The sequence below is a fragment of the Achromobacter sp. GQ309 genome, from assembly GCF_059759315.1.
In genome coordinates, this window is record NZ_JCAXDP010000005.1 from 1 (window position 1) to 13,634 (window position 13,634).

Consider the following 13,634-nt stretch of genomic DNA (forward strand, 5'->3'; position numbering starts at 1 on the left):
ACGCACCCGGCTGCGATGAAATCAGCTTGGCGGCCGGCGGGGCGGGTTGGGTTCTTGAGGTTTTTGTCCGCGTCGGCGCGGGTTTGAAGCGGCTTGCGGTGCCCGCCCCACACCGGCCGCGCGGGCGGCCTGGTGGGGCTTACGCGGCGTCTTGCGTCGTCGTTATGACGCTTCGCGTGTGGCTGCGATTAGGAGGGTGCGTGACGCCGCAGCGCCGGCCTCAAACCGGGAGTGTCAGAATTTTTGTGTTCTAAGCATTTGCTCTGACGTGCATCATTAGCTAGCCAGCCGGCTCTCATACGAGGTGTCTGACACCCCTGCATTGACGTACCGCATTGAGCCGGTGCCTCCCCGGTGTCTGACACCGGCCTACGAAGCTCGGTCGCCATCAGCCATCGTGCGGCTCCGGTCTTAAATATTGCTCGTCGGATCTTCCGTCGGCGCTAGCCGCTGTGCCGTAATCTGCTTCAAATAATCCACCAGCCGCTGACAAGCCGGCGTCAACGGCCGATCGGCTCTGATCGAATACCCCACATCCCCAAACGCGCCAAACACATTCGTAGGCAGGCGTGCCAGGATGCCCATCGAAAGAAACTGCGCCGCAGCGTCATAGGGAATAAGCGCCAGCGCGTCGCTATGCATCAGCACGCCAATGTTGGTCAAGAGTGACAGCGACTCAACATGCCGCGCAGGCAAACGCAATCCCGCGTCAAAGAACGTGCGCTCTATCGACGCTCGCAGCGGCGACGTCGGCGCGGGCAGGATCCAGATGTGATCCATCAAATCCGCCAAGGCCACATCCGGGGCGCCAGCCATCGGATGACGGGCGCCGACGACCAGGCACAGGTCTTCGTGGTAGAGCTTGTGATGATCGACAGCGACGCCGGAGATCGAAGCCATATCCGCGCCGGGCAGGCGGCCGACGACGATATCTACGTCGCCGGTGGCGAGCGCGGGCAGCAATTGCGCGGAGGGGCCTTCGCGGACAGTGACCTGGATACCGGGGTGTTCGGTCATGAGGCGCGCGATGGCTTCGGGCAGGAGTTTGGCGGAGGCGGCAATCAAGGTGCCGACGACGACGTGGCCGCTGGCGCCGCCCAGGACGGCGTCGATGTCGTCGGCCATGTAGCGCACTTCGGCCATCATGGCGTGCACGCGGCGGCCCAGCACGAGGGCGAGTTCGGTGGGGGTGACGCCGCGGTTGGAGCGTTCGAACAAGGTCGAGCCGAAGAACGCTTCGAGGTCGTGGATGGCCTTGGTGACGGTGGGTTGCGTCAGGTGCAGTTCGCTGGCGGCGCGCGACAGCGAGCGGCGCGCCAGGACGCGTTCGAAGATCTGGAGCTGATGCAGCTTGAGCTTGTGGCTCAGCGCGTTGGGCGTTATGCGGAAGTTCGACATCCGTGCGGCCGCCCCGGCGCGCAGCCGTGGACGATGATCCTGTTCCCTGGGTGAGTCCGACATGCCGCCGCCCTTGGTGCGTTGTCCGGATCGCCGGGGTGGGCTAGCGGGCGGCGGGCTTGTAGGCGACGGCTTTTATTTCGATCAGCAAATGCGGGTGCGGCAGCTGGTGCACCGCAACCGTGGTGCGCGCCGGACCGTCGGCGTCGAAGAACTCGCCGTAGGTCTGATTGTATCCACCGAAGTCGTTCATGTTGACCAGGAAAGTGCTGATCTCGACGACGTCGGCAAGCGTGGCGCCGGCGGTGGCGAGGATGTCGCGGATGTTCTCGATGACGGCGCGGGTCTGTGCGCGGATGTCTAGCGTGGTGGTGCCCATGGCGTCGACCTCGGCGCCGGCGATGCGGTTGTCGGGCAGGCGCGAGCTGGTGCCGGAGACGTACAGGAAGTCGCCGGCGCGTTTGATGTGGGGATACTTGCCGCGGGGCGTGGCCTTGCCGGGGACGACGGTGGCGGTGGGGATAGGCTGGTTCATCTTGCGGTCCTTTGTGTCGAGGTGGCAGCGCTTGATGCTGACGTTGCCGGTGCGGGGTAGTGCTGTCGGAGCTTGATGCAGAGGTTTGAGGGGCGTTCTCGCGTTATCAGAGCTTGATGCAGACGTTGGTGGGTTCGGTGTAGAAGTGCAGCGAGTGGCGTCCGCCTTCGCGGCCGATGCCGGAAAGGCCGCTGCCGCCGAATGGCGTACGCAAGTCGCGGAGGAACCAGCAATTGACCCACGCAAGGCCGACCCGCATGGCCTGGGCGACACGGTGGCCGCGCGTGAGGTTCTGGGTCCAGACGGCGGCGGCCAGGCCGTAGCGGGTGTCGTTGGCCAGGCGGATGGCTTCGTCCTCGGTGTCGAAGGGGGCGATGTGGCAGACGGGGCCGAAGACTTCTTCCTTGATGCAGCGGGCGTCTTCGGACAGGCCGGTCCAGATGGTGGGTTGCACGTAGGCGCCTTCATCGCGGGCGTCGCCGAAGACGGGCACGCCGCCGCCGGTGACGACCGTTGCGCCTTCCTCGCGGGCGAGGGCGAAGTAGGACAGCACTTTTTCGCGATGCTCGCGCGAGACGAGCGGTCCCATTTCGGTGTCTGGGTCCAGCGGCCAGCCGATGCGCATGGCGCGCGCGCGGTCCGCGAGCGCGCCGACGAAGCGGTCGTAGATCGGGCGCTCGACGTAGACACGCTCGGTGCACAGGCAGACCTGGCCGCAGTTGGCAAAGACCGAGCGCGTGACGCCGTCGACGGCCGCGTCGAAGTCGGCGTCGGCGAAGACCAGTGCGGCGTTCTTGCCGCCGAGCTCGAACGACACGGGTTTCACGCCGGGCGCTACAGCGCGCATGATGGCGGCGCCGGTGGAGGATTCGCCGGTGAAGGTGATGCCGTCGATGTCGGGATGCGTGGTCATGAATTCGCCGGCCGAGTTCGGGCCAAAGCCATGCGTCAGGTTCAGGACGCCGGGCGGCAGGCCGGCGTCGTGCGCGACTTCGGCGAGCAGGGTGGCGGTGGACGGCGTGACTTCGGACGGCTTCATGATGACGGTGTTGCCGAACGCCAGCGCGGGCGCGACTTTCCAGGTCAGCAGCAGGAGCGGCAGGTTCCAGGGCGAAATCACGCCGACCACGCCGAGCGGCTTGCGGTAGGCGTAGTTCAACGCCTGGCGGCCGTCGGGCGTGTCGGTCATATAGCTTTCCATGTCCAGCGTGCGCGCCAGTTCCGCAAAGGTGCGGAAATTGGCCGCGCCGCGCGGGATGTCGATCTTGCCGGCCCAGCCGATGGGCTTGCCGGTGTCGCCGATCTCGGCTTGCAGGAAGTCGTCGAACCGGCGCTCTATGCCGTCTGCCAGCGCCAGCAGGTAGTCGGTGCGCGCCGCCACGGGCAGCGCCGCCCAGGCGGGCAAGGCGCGCCGCGCCGCGATGACGGCGCGGTCGACCTGGTCGCGGCTGGCTTCATGCACCTGTGCGATCAGTTGCCCGTCTACCGGACTGTGTTTGTCGAAGGTGGACGCGCCGTTTTCGAAGCGGCCGTCCAGGTAGTTGCGCAGTTGGCGAGTCGGCATCGGCGTATTCCCGTTGGAGTCAGATGGGGTGGTTCATATAAATACGTATACGTACTATATTGGCGGATATTAGGCAGAGGGCGAATCCAAGTCAATGCGCATTTGCGAGGACGGCTGCGCCTACAATCGCCAGGCACATTCCATGGACGCCAGATGACCGCCGCTTCCCGATCCGCCCGACCGGCTTCCGCCCGGACCCTTAAGGAATTTGACCTGACGCATGTGGCGTCGCACTTGCTGCGCCGTGCGCATTTCCGGGCCGAGGCGCTTTTCACGCAGGCGTTTCCGGACGAAGACCTGACCCCGCGCCAGAAGGCGTTGCTGGTCACGGTCTATCAGAATCCCGGCGCGACGCAGAATCGCATCGCCGAGCTGATCGCGCTGGATCGGAATTCCTTTGCGGAAATGATCGCGCGGATGACGAAGAAGGGGTACGTGCGCCGGACGCGGTCGGCGGAAGATGGACGCGCTTATGCGCTGGAGATTACGCCGGAAGGGGCGGCGCTGCTCGCGCGTGTCCTGCCCCGAGACGCGGAGGTGGAGGCGCAGGTGCTGGCGCCAATTCCGGAGGAATTGCGGCCGGTGTTCCTGCAGTGTTTGCGTCTGATGGCAGGTTTGGAAACCGCGCCCGCGCCTTGATGCGGACGCCGCAGATATCGCGGCGAGTCAGCTCTCGCTTTTGGGAACTGGCGCAGGCGGGGGCGTTTGAGAAGACGCTTGCGAGGGCGCTTGTGGATAGGTCGGCGCAGGCGCTTGAGGATGCGCCTGCGGAGGCATTTGCGAAGACGCTTGCGAAGGCGCCTGTGGATATGTCGACGCGGGCGTTTGAGTATGCGTCTGCGGAGTCATGTGCGAAGACGCTGGAGGGACCGGGTGTGCGCTTGCCGGTGCAGGCGTCGGCGACGACGTGCGCGGCGGCATCTGCGCGGCTGCCTGCCGCGGCCGTTCCACCTTCCCAAACCGCAACGCAAACTGGCGCGTGAACACGGCGCCAAAGAAGAAGATCTGCGCGGAATACCAGATCCACAGCAGCAGGGCGATCAGCGAACCCGCGGCGCCGTAAGCGGACACTGCGGCGCCGCGGCTCAAGTACAGCCCGATGCCCCACTTGCCCAAGAGGAACAGGGCGGCCGTCACGACGGCGCCCGGGATGACGTCCGGCCACGAAATCCTGGCGCTGGGCAGCAGCTTGAAGATCACGGCAAACAGCGCCGCCACGACCGAAAACGAAAACAGGTTGGACGCCCACTCCGCCACGATCGAGAAGGTCGAATTGGCCCAGAGCGAGCCATAGATGCCGCGCGCAGCAGCAAGCGCGGCGTTCACGGTCAACGACACCAGCAGGAACAGCGCCAGCACCAGCACCAGACCGAACGACAGCAGGCGGCTTCGCACCAGCCCTTTAATGCCGCTCTTCTGGTTGGCCTGCACTTCCCACAACTCATCCAGGCTGGCCTGCAATTCCGCGAAGGCGGTGGTGGCGCTGAAGATCAGCACGCCGATCGACACCATGGCCGCAATCCAGCCGCTGCCGGATTCGTGCGCACTGGCAAGTACCGTCTGGATCACCTCGGCGCCGCGCTCGCCGATCAGGTCGCGCAACTGCGCAAACAGTTCGGAACGCACGGCTTCTTCGCCAAAGAACGCGCCCGCCACCGCAATCACCAGCAGCAGCATCGGGGCCAGCGAAAACACCATGTACAGCGCCAGTGCGGCGCCCTTGCTGGACGCGCGATGGCTGGACCATTGCTTGGCTGAGTCCATCAGCAAACCGCCGATCTGTGAGGGTCGCAGTACTTGCAGAACGGTTCTGGGCAGTCGCATGGCGCAATGTCTCGGTAGGGCGAGCCTTCATTGTAGGGACGCGTACAAGCCCCAGATACGGTCAGATTGTTGGCAAACGTTTTCAAACGCCGGGATATTTGCCGCTACTGAAACAACACGCAAAGTATCGGGCGCCATTTCGGTGCGCAAAAAAAAAACCCCCGGGGCGAAGGACCGGGGGTTTTTCGGATACTGCATTCCCCGGCCGAAGCCGGGGAGGCCTTGCAAGAACAGCGGGACTTAGAAGTCCATGCCGCCCATGCCGCCCATGCCGCCGGGCATGGCCGGAGCAGCGGGCTTGTCTTCAGCCAGTTCAACAACGGCGGCTTCGGCCGTCAGCAGCAGGCTGGCGACGGAGGCAGCGTTTTGCAGGGCGGTGCGGGTCACCTTGGTGGGATCCAGCACGCCTTGCTCGACCAGGTCGGTGTACTCGCCGGTCGCGGCGTTGTAGCCGTAGTTGCCCTTGCCGCCCAGCACGTTGCTGACCACCACGCTGGCTTCTTCGCCGGCGTTCGTGACGATGGTGCGCAGGGGTTCTTCCACAGCACGCAGGATCAGCTTGATGCCGGCGTTCTGGTCAGGCGTGTCGCCCTTCAGGTCAGCGATGGCTTGCTTGGCACGCAGCAGCGCAACGCCGCCACCAGCCACAACGCCTTCTTCCACTGCAGCGCGGGTGGCGTGCAGGGCGTCTTCGACGCGAGCCTTCTTTTCCTTCATTTCGACTTCGGTGGCAGCGCCAACGCGAATCACGGCAACACCGCCGGCCAGCTTGGCCACGCGTTCTTGCAGCTTTTCACGGTCGTAGTCGGACGTGGCTTCTTCGATCTGCACGCGCACTTGCTTGACGCGGGCTTCGATGGACTTGCTGTCGCCAGCGCCGTCGATGATCGTGGTGTTTTCCTTGCCCACTTCGATGCGCTTGGCTTGGCCCAGTTCAGCCAGACCGGCCTTTTCCAGCGACATGCCGGTTTCTTCGGAGATCACCGTGCCGCCCGTCAGGATGGCGATGTCTTCCAGCATGGCCTTGCGGCGGTCGCCGAAGCCCGGGGCCTTGACGGCGGTGGTCTTCAGGATGCCACGGATGTTGTTCACAACCAGGGTGGCCAGCGCTTCGCCTTCGACGTCTTCCGCGATGATCAGCAGGGGACGGCTCGACTTGGCAACTTGTTCCAGCACGGGCAGCAGGTCGCGGATGTTGCTGATCTTCTTGTCGAAGATCAGGACGAACGGGTCGTCCAGGACGGCAACTTGCTTGTCCGGGTTGTTGATGAAGTAGGGCGACAGGTAGCCGCGGTCGAATTGCATGCCTTCGACGACGTCCAGCTCGTTTTCCAGCGACTTGCCGTCTTCGACGGTGATGACGCCTTCCTTGCCGACCTTGTCCATCGCGTCAGCGATGATCTGGCCGATGGAGGTGTCGCTGTTGGCCGAGATGGAACCGACTTGGGCGATTTCCTTGCTGGTCGTGACCGGCTTGGATTGCTTTTGCAGTTCAGCGACGGCGGCGGCGACAGCCTTGTCGATGCCGCGCTTCAGGTCGATCGGGTTGAAACCGGCAGCAACGTACTTCAGGCCTTCCTGAACGATGGCCTGGGCCAGCACGGTGGCGGTCGTGGTGCCGTCACCGGCGTTGTCGGAGGTCTTGGACGCGACGTCCTTGACGAGTTGGGCGCCGATGTTTTCGAACTTGTCCTTCAGTTCGATTTCCTTGGCGACGGACACGCCGTCCTTGGTCACGGTCGGGGCGCCGAACGAGCGCTCCAGCACGACGTTGCGACCCTTGGGGCCCAGGGTGGTCTTGACAGCGTTGGCGAGAACGTTCACGCCACGGACGATGCGCACACGAGCGTCATCACCGAACAATACTTGCTTGGCAGCCATTTCTTAGCTTCCTTCGAAAATTCGTTTGAGGCGGGAGATTTACTGAACCACGGCGAGGATTTCGTCCTCGCGGATGACGAGCAGTTCTTCGCCATCAACCTTCACGGACTGGCCGGCGTACTTGCCGAACAGAACCTTGTCACCAGCCTTCAGGTCGACCGGCAGGATCTTGCCGTCTTCGGTCTTCTTGCCGGGGCCGACGGCCACGACTTCACCCTGGTCGGGCTTTTCAGCGGCGCTGTCGGGGATGACGATGCCCGAGGCAGTCTTGCGCTCGTTTTCGAGGCGTTTGACGATCACGCGATCGCCCAGGGGACGCAAGGCCATGAGGAACTCCTGTTAACTAAATGAAAGAGGTGGTCGGTTGCCCGGGAGGCGTTAGCACTCACCGGAGTCGAGTGCTAATTATAGGGATGATGTTCTGAGGTTCAAGGGGGGGCGGGGCGCTGTTACATATTTGGGCGCCAGGGCAGGGATCCCGGCGTCTTGGTGATCAGATAAAAAACGGGGCGCCGGCGGTAGACACCGCCGAACGCCCCGTTTTGTGCAAGGTTGGCCTACTTTCTGCGAGCTTTAACGATGGCGTCGCGCAAAATCTGTAGCGCTTCTCGTGCCAGTTCGGGTGGGGTATTCAGGGGGGCCAGCAAACGTACATTGTTGCGCTCCACCCCACACTTGATGACGAGCAGCCCCCCTTCGCGGCATCGATCGATCACCGCTTGAGCGAACGCAGCATCCGGCCGGAAAGGATCGCCGTCCATCACGAATTCCAGCGCGAGCATGGCGCCCTCGCCGCGCACGGTGCCAATTTCGGGGAACTCGGCAGCCATGGAATCCAGGCCAGCGCGCAGTGATGCGCCGAGTTCGCGACCTCGTGCAAGCAGGTCCTCTTCCTCAAAGACGTCAAGGACCGCGAGGGCTGCCGCGCAACCAAGGGGATTGCCTGCGTACGTGCCGCCGAGGCCGCCTGGCGCAGGCGCGTCCATGATCTCTGCGCGCCCCACGACACCGGCAAGAGGCAAGCCCCCGGCGAGGCTTTTCGCAACGGTCACCAGGTCGGGTTGGATTCCTGCAGTTTGGAAGCCAAACATCGTGCCGGTACGCCCGAACCCGGCTTGTATTTCATCCACGATGAGCACAATGCCGTGCTTCGTGGTGAGGGCACGAAGCGCTTTCAGGAATTCGGCGCCGGCAGGCAAAAATCCGCCGTCGCCCTGGACCGGTTCAAGAATGATGGCTGCGACGCGTTCCGGCAGGATTTGCGTCGCGAAGAGATTGTCCAGTGCCCGGAGGGCGTCCTGGCTGGACACGCCACGGTACGGATCGGGATAAGCCGTGTGATACACCTCGCCCGCAAACGGCCCGAAATTCTGCTTATAAGGCGCGCTGAATCCGGTCAGCGTGGATCCCAGAAGCGTTCGCCCATGAAAGCCGCCCCGGAACGCGATGATGCCCGGCACGTTGCGGTAGGCGCGAGCAATCTTCACGGCGTTTTCCACCGCTTCCGCGCCTGTGGTCACCAGCAGGGTTTTGTAGGCCTCATCGCCGCCCACCAATTTGTTCAGCCGGGCTGCAAGATCAACGTACACGTCGTAGCCCGCGACTTGGAATGCGGCGTGCGAGACGCGTTCCAGCTGTCCGCGCACGGCCTCGACCACCTTGGGATGATTATGTCCGACGTTGAGCACGCCGATTCCGCCTACGAAGTCGATGTACCGTCGGCCTTCGACATCCCAGACCAGGGAGCCTTTGGCCTTGTCGATGAAGATGGGATGAGCGGTGACGACGCCGTGAGGAACACTCTGTGTGCGCGCGTCGACGTGGGATTGATTTCCGCGTGGCATGACTTTGATACCTTGAAAATTAGAGATGAGGGCTGTTCAGGCTTTAGGCAGGGAAGCGTGTCAATCGAGCTGACCCTGGCAGACATACTTGATGTGCATGTACTCATCCAGGCCGTGACGCGACCCTTCGCGGCCATAGCCCGAGTCTTTAACCCCGCCGAACGGGGCAGCTTCGGCGGCGACCGCACCTTCGTTGATGCCGACAATTCCCGCCTGCAGTTCGTCTGCCAGTCGCCAGATCCGGCGAACGTCGCGCGAATAGAAATACGCGGCAAGCCCGAAGGGTGTGGCATTGGCGGCCTCAACCACTTGCGATTCGTCGGCAAAGCGCGTGATCGGTGCGATCGGGCCGAAGGTCTCTTCGCAGGAGCACGCCATGGCGGCGTCCACATTCGTCAATACCGTGGGTGCGTAATAGAACGCACCCTGTTGGCCTGCACGAACCAGGCGCTCGCCACCCGTCTCAATCTTCGCGCCCCGCGCGACCGCATCCCGTACATGCCGCTCGATCTTGTCGACCGCCCGCGCGTTGATCATCGGGCCGATCTGGGAAGCCGGCTCATCGGCCGGGCCGACCTTCAGGTTCGACACGCGATCGACCAGTTTTTTGACGAACGCGTCATGCACGGCGTCCTGGACGTAAATACGGTTGGGACAGACGCACGTCTGCCCGCCATTGCGGAACTTCGCCGCCATCAAACCGTCGACAGCAGCATCGATGTCGGCGTCGTCGAAGACGATGAACGGTGCGTTACCTCCCAGTTCAAGCGACAGCTTCTTGAGCGTGTCTGCCGACCGGCGGGCCAGATGCTTGCCGACCGGGGTTGAGCCGGTAAAGGTGATCTTGCGCACGCGGGCGTCGTCCAGCCAGACGTCCACGACTTCACTTGCGCGCTCGCGTGAGGCCGTGACGATGTTGAGAACGCCGGCTGGAACGCCGGCCTCCTGCGCAAGCTTGACTAGCGCGAGCGAGGTCAGCGGCGTGTCTTCGGCCGGTTTGCAGACGACCGTGCACCCGGCAGCCAAGGCAGGGGCGATCTTGCGGGCGATCATCGCGGCCGGAAAGTTCCACGGCGTGACCGCGGCAATCACGCCCACCGGCTCACGCAGTGCAAACATGCGGCGTCCTGGGGTTGGCGCGGCGATGATCTCGCCGTCGGCGCGTGTGGCCTCTTCGGCAAACCACTCGACATAACTGGCGGCATAAGCGACTTCGCCCTTGCCTTCCGCGAGGGGTTTGCCCTGTTCGGTCGAAATAAGGCGTCCGAGGTCTTCCTCGTTCGCGACGATCAAGTCATTCCACCGCTTGATGATCTGGGCCCGTTGTTTGGCAGGCACTTTGCGCCAGCTACTGAACGCCGAGTGAGCGGCCTGCAACGCCGCTTCGGCATCCTGCGCGCCGCTGTCGGCGACCGTGGCGAACGTCTCGCCCGTTGCGGGATTGGACACAGGGAAAGTGCGGCCCTCTGCGGCGGCGCGCCAATGGCCGTCGATGAAGTTCGACTCTTGCAGGAGGTCCGCGCGCTGGAAGCGGAATGGCATGTGGATTCTCCTCACTGGGCAAACACGACAAACACTTTGCGCAGTGTCTGCTTGATTTCCCAGACGCCGCGCGTGTGCGCGGGGAAGAACAGGGTGTCGCCCGCCCGGATTTCATGGGCATCTTCGCCCTCCGGCGTAAAGGTGCACTCACCTGCCAGGATGTGCATCAGCTCGGCATTGGCCAACTGGCGGTTGAAGCGTCCCGGCGAGCATTCCCAGACGCCCGTTCGGTTCTCTCCCGCGCCGTCCAGCGGCACATGCAGGGTTCCGGTACGACTGGGGGGTTGGGTTTGCGATGCGGCGAGGGGGCCGTCATCGGGTAACGCGATACCCGATGATTGCTTGAGGACGGTGATGCTCATGTGAGGCTCCGGAAAGCTGCAACTTGCAGCCGAACACGCGAAGCCTAAGAGTGCCCGTCAGATGTCGTCAAATAATAATTTGGCGCGAGCCTATGCAGTTTCGATATGCGGCGCTACATGACGCATTCGCGCATCGCGGAAGCAAAAGCCTTGGCCAGCATGTTGGTGGGACTGTTGAGCGGGTACACAAGATACGTCGGAAATTGGACGTCTGGTTTGAAGGTCAGCATGGCGATCTGCCCGCCGTAATTGCGCGCGACGAGAGGGTTCGCCACGCTGACGCCCATGCCGCAAGCGACCATGTGGCAGATGGCCGCAGCGAAATGCGATTCGTACGCCAGCACACGCTTTTCTTCGCCGTCCACCTGGCATGCGGCGTCGATTTTTTTGCGCATGGTGTCGCTGGCCCGCAAGGACAGGAATTTTTCGCCTGCCAGGTCCTTGGCGGTGATGGGCCGCTTCTTTTTGGCCAGGCGATGGTCCGGATGGGTGATGCAAACGCCCACGTTGTCCTTCACCACCTCGTACTCAATGCTGGTGTTGTTGAAGATCTCGGAGGCGATGCCGACATCTGCGTAGCCGGTCGTGACCCATTGGCAGACGCTGACGGAATCGGTCACCTCCAACGTCACGTCCACGTCGGGATACGCTTTCGAAAAGAGATTGATGGCGTCCGGGGCGACGACCATGGCCATCGAAGGCACGGACGCGATTCGCAGCCGCCCGGCACCGCGCTTTCGAATTGCGTCGGCCGATGACTCCAGTCCGCGCAGGCCGGCAAAGGTTCGTTCGACGTCGCGGAAAAAAACTTGCCCCTCGAGGGTAGGGACCAGTTTGCCCGCATGTCGCTCAAACAGCTTGAGGCCGATACGCCGCTCCAGCTGCCCGATCACCCGGCTGATGTTCGGCTGAGACGTATGTAGCTCTTTGGCCGCCTGGGTCATGGAAAGTGACAGCATGACCGCTCGAAAGGCCTCGACTTGGCGGAAGTTCAGCATCGGCATACCCCATATCAAAAGCGTATACGGTCCGATTGTATGTGAATTAGTCATATGCCTGGGTTTTTTCTAGAATCCTTCAAGGGTCGTAGATTTCAGCCTGATGAACAGTCAAAAGACCTGCAGTTAGAGCTTGTGGCCCGCGCGCCGAAGGACGGATACGATGGATTTCGAACCAGACTCGATAAGGGTTCCAACGGGGCATTTCATCGGTGGGCAGCTAGTCACCGGCGGCCCCGCCATCGACGTCCTGCGGCCGTCCGACAGCCGTGTCATGGGGGCTATCCCCGACGCGACAGCGGACCAGGTTGATCGTGCGGTGCAAAACGCGCATGAGGCCTGGCGCACCAGCGGCTGGGGTAGCCGGGCGCCTCGGGAGCGGGCGCGAGTGCTGATGCGCTGGGCCGATCTGCTGGAGGCAAACGCCATGGAGTTGGCGCAGCTCGAGGCGCTGGGTTCCACGCGTCTCATCAAGGACGCCTATCAATTCGACCTTCCCTTTACGGCCGAGTGCATCCGCTTTTTTGCCGAATGCGCAGACAAGTTTGGTGGCGATGCCGTGCCAACCCGCGCGGATAGCTTGGGAATGGTGTTGCCGGAGCCCTATGGTGTCGTGGGTGCCGTGGCGCCCTGGAATTTTCCGCTGTCGATGGCGTCCTGGAAATGTGCCCCCGCGCTGGCGGCGGGAAACGCCATCGTCCTCAAGCCTTCCGAGTTGACCCCTTTTTCCGCCCTGCGATTTGCCGAACTGGCCGTGGAAGCAGGCTTGCCGGCTGGGGTTTTCAACGTCGTTCAAGGACGGGGAAGCCAAGCCGGCGCCGCGCTGGTGCGTCACCCGTTGATCGGCAAGATTTCGTTCACGGGATCGACTGCAACGGGCGCCGCCATCATGAGCGACTGTGCAAGGCATGGCACCAAGCCCGTGACCTTGGAGCTTGGCGGCAAAAGTCCCCAGCTCGTCTTTGACGATGCAGGCGATGTGCCGGATCTTGCGGCCCGGATCGTAAAGGGGTTCACCTCCAACGCGGGCCAGGCGTGCGTGTCGGGAACGCGGTTGATCGTTCAGCAGGGCATCTCCTCGCAGCTTGTCGATGAGATCACACGGCAGATTGCCCATTTCCAGCCGGGCCCGACGTGGCGCGCGGCGACGAATTTTCCCCCCTTGATCAACGAGACGCAGGCCAGGAAAGTCCATGCTGCGGTGCAAGGCGCGATGGCCGACGGCGCCCAGGCGCTGTGCGGCGGCGACTTTTTCGACGTGGATTTGGGCGGACATTTCTATCAGCCCACGCTCCTGGCGGGCGTGGATGCCGGCATGGCCGCGGTACGTGAGGAAATCTTCGGCCCTGTCCTCACCGTGCAGACCTTCGGCGATGAGGAGGAGGGCCTGGCTCTGGCCGACCATCCGACCTACGGCCTGGCGGCGGGCGTTCACACGCAGAACATCAGCCGGGCGCTGCGTGCGGTCCGCCGAATTCAAGCGGGCACGGTGTGGGTAAACAGGTTCGGACGTACGTGGGATTTCATCCTGCCCACCGGCGGATTCAAAGGATCGGGATTGGGCAAGGACCTCGGGCGCCAAGCCTTTGAGGCGAACCTCCGATACAAGAGCGTGCTTGTCGACTTCTAGCAGTTCTATGCTGGCTTGAGCCAGCAAACCCTTCCAGCGATTTTTCGAAGGCAACA

Annotated in this window: 11 protein-coding genes and 1 pseudogene; 2 read left to right on the forward strand and 10 right to left on the reverse strand. The window is 63.2% G+C overall.

What is annotated here, in order from left to right; all coding sequences use genetic code 11:
* Positions 1 to 411: 411 nt before the first annotated feature.
* The 3 genes from AC6CIE_RS16325 to AC6CIE_RS16335 all read right to left on the reverse strand — a co-directional run bounded on the left by AC6CIE_RS16325 (position 412) and on the right by AC6CIE_RS16335 (position 3,497).
* Positions 412 to 1,398 (reverse strand): LysR substrate-binding domain-containing protein, encoded by a 987-nt coding sequence (locus AC6CIE_RS16325; protein WP_498092867.1) that lies wholly within the window; start codon positions 1,396 to 1,398, stop codon positions 412 to 414.
* A gap of 103 nt (positions 1,399 to 1,501) precedes the next feature.
* Complete coding sequence (locus AC6CIE_RS16330; RefSeq protein WP_498092869.1) at positions 1,502 to 1,933, reverse strand: RidA family protein; 432 nt, start codon at positions 1,931 to 1,933, stop codon at positions 1,502 to 1,504.
* Positions 1,934 to 2,039: 106 nt separating this feature from the next.
* On the reverse strand, positions 2,040 to 3,497 hold the full coding sequence (locus AC6CIE_RS16335) for a 2-hydroxymuconic semialdehyde dehydrogenase (RefSeq protein WP_498092871.1): 1,458 nt from the start codon (positions 3,495 to 3,497) through the stop codon (positions 2,040 to 2,042).
* Positions 3,498 to 3,650: 153 nt separating this feature from the next.
* On the opposite strand from AC6CIE_RS16335, the gene AC6CIE_RS16340 reads away from it, so the two are divergent.
* The gene (locus tag AC6CIE_RS16340; protein WP_175122589.1) at positions 3,651 to 4,136 is read left to right on the forward strand and encodes a MarR family winged helix-turn-helix transcriptional regulator; all 486 of its coding nucleotides are present in this window, start codon (positions 3,651 to 3,653) and stop codon (positions 4,134 to 4,136) included.
* Positions 4,137 to 4,427: 291 nt separating this feature from the next.
* On the opposite strand, the pseudogene AC6CIE_RS16345 reads toward AC6CIE_RS16340, so the two are convergent.
* From AC6CIE_RS16345 to AC6CIE_RS16375, 7 genes and pseudogenes are all read right to left on the reverse strand, one after another.
* Positions 4,428 to 5,321 (reverse strand): annotated as a pseudogene (locus AC6CIE_RS16345) (YihY/virulence factor BrkB family protein); the annotation flags it as partial.
* Between the two features lie 240 nt (positions 5,322 to 5,561).
* Positions 5,562 to 7,202 carry a chaperonin GroEL gene (gene groL / locus AC6CIE_RS16350; RefSeq protein WP_175122591.1) on the reverse strand — a complete coding sequence of 547 codons (1,641 nt, stop codon included), beginning with the start codon at positions 7,200 to 7,202 and terminating at the stop codon, positions 5,562 to 5,564.
* Between the two features lie 39 nt (positions 7,203 to 7,241).
* Positions 7,242 to 7,529, reverse strand: a complete 288-nt coding sequence (gene groES / locus AC6CIE_RS16355) for a co-chaperone GroES (RefSeq protein WP_006221616.1) — start codon at positions 7,527 to 7,529, stop codon at positions 7,242 to 7,244.
* Between the two features lie 230 nt (positions 7,530 to 7,759).
* Entirely contained in the window at positions 7,760 to 9,046 is a 1,287-nt protein-coding gene (locus AC6CIE_RS16360; protein ID WP_498092873.1) for an aspartate aminotransferase family protein, read from the reverse strand.
* A gap of 60 nt (positions 9,047 to 9,106) precedes the next feature.
* The gene (locus AC6CIE_RS16365; RefSeq protein WP_498092875.1) at positions 9,107 to 10,588 is read right to left on the reverse strand and encodes an NAD-dependent succinate-semialdehyde dehydrogenase; all 1,482 of its coding nucleotides are present in this window, start codon (positions 10,586 to 10,588) and stop codon (positions 9,107 to 9,109) included.
* A gap of 11 nt (positions 10,589 to 10,599) precedes the next feature.
* Positions 10,600 to 10,950: a cupin domain-containing protein gene (locus tag AC6CIE_RS16370; RefSeq protein WP_175156048.1), complete on the reverse strand. Its 351-nt coding sequence runs from the start codon at positions 10,948 to 10,950 to the stop codon at positions 10,600 to 10,602.
* Positions 10,951 to 11,063: 113 nt separating this feature from the next.
* On the reverse strand, positions 11,064 to 11,948 hold the full coding sequence (locus tag AC6CIE_RS16375; protein ID WP_498093383.1) for a LysR substrate-binding domain-containing protein: 885 nt from the start codon (positions 11,946 to 11,948) through the stop codon (positions 11,064 to 11,066).
* A gap of 163 nt (positions 11,949 to 12,111) precedes the next feature.
* On the opposite strand from AC6CIE_RS16375, the gene AC6CIE_RS16380 reads away from it, so the two are divergent.
* Positions 12,112 to 13,578: an aldehyde dehydrogenase family protein gene (locus AC6CIE_RS16380; protein ID WP_498092877.1), complete on the forward strand. Its 1,467-nt coding sequence runs from the start codon at positions 12,112 to 12,114 to the stop codon at positions 13,576 to 13,578.
* Positions 13,579 to 13,634: the final 56 nt, after the last annotated feature.

Excerpts from the sequence above, each read along its gene's own strand:
- AC6CIE_RS16325 (WP_498092867.1), bottom strand. The coding sequence starts at position 1,398 with ATGTCGAACTTCCGCATAACGCCCAACGCGCTGAGCCACAAGCTCAAG.
- AC6CIE_RS16330 (WP_498092869.1), bottom strand. The coding sequence starts at position 1,933 with ATGAACCAGCCTATCCCCACCGCCACCGTCGTCCCCGGCAAGGCCACG.
- AC6CIE_RS16335 (WP_498092871.1), bottom strand. The coding sequence starts at position 3,497 with ATGCCGACTCGCCAACTGCGCAACTACCTGGACGGCCGCTTCGAAAAC.
- AC6CIE_RS16340 (WP_175122589.1), top strand. The coding sequence starts at position 3,651 with ATGACCGCCGCTTCCCGATCCGCCCGACCGGCTTCCGCCCGGACCCTT.
- groL (WP_175122591.1), bottom strand. The coding sequence starts at position 7,202 with ATGGCTGCCAAGCAAGTATTGTTCGGTGATGACGCTCGTGTGCGCATC.
- groES (WP_006221616.1), bottom strand. The coding sequence starts at position 7,529 with ATGGCCTTGCGTCCCCTGGGCGATCGCGTGATCGTCAAACGCCTCGAA.
- AC6CIE_RS16360 (WP_498092873.1), bottom strand. The coding sequence starts at position 9,046 with ATGCCACGCGGAAATCAATCCCACGTCGACGCGCGCACACAGAGTGTT.
- AC6CIE_RS16365 (WP_498092875.1), bottom strand. The coding sequence starts at position 10,588 with ATGCCATTCCGCTTCCAGCGCGCGGACCTCCTGCAAGAGTCGAACTTC.
- AC6CIE_RS16370 (WP_175156048.1), bottom strand. The coding sequence starts at position 10,950 with ATGAGCATCACCGTCCTCAAGCAATCATCGGGTATCGCGTTACCCGAT.
- AC6CIE_RS16375 (WP_498093383.1), bottom strand. The coding sequence starts at position 11,948 with ATGCTGAACTTCCGCCAAGTCGAGGCCTTTCGAGCGGTCATGCTGTCA.
- AC6CIE_RS16380 (WP_498092877.1), top strand. The coding sequence starts at position 12,112 with ATGGATTTCGAACCAGACTCGATAAGGGTTCCAACGGGGCATTTCATC.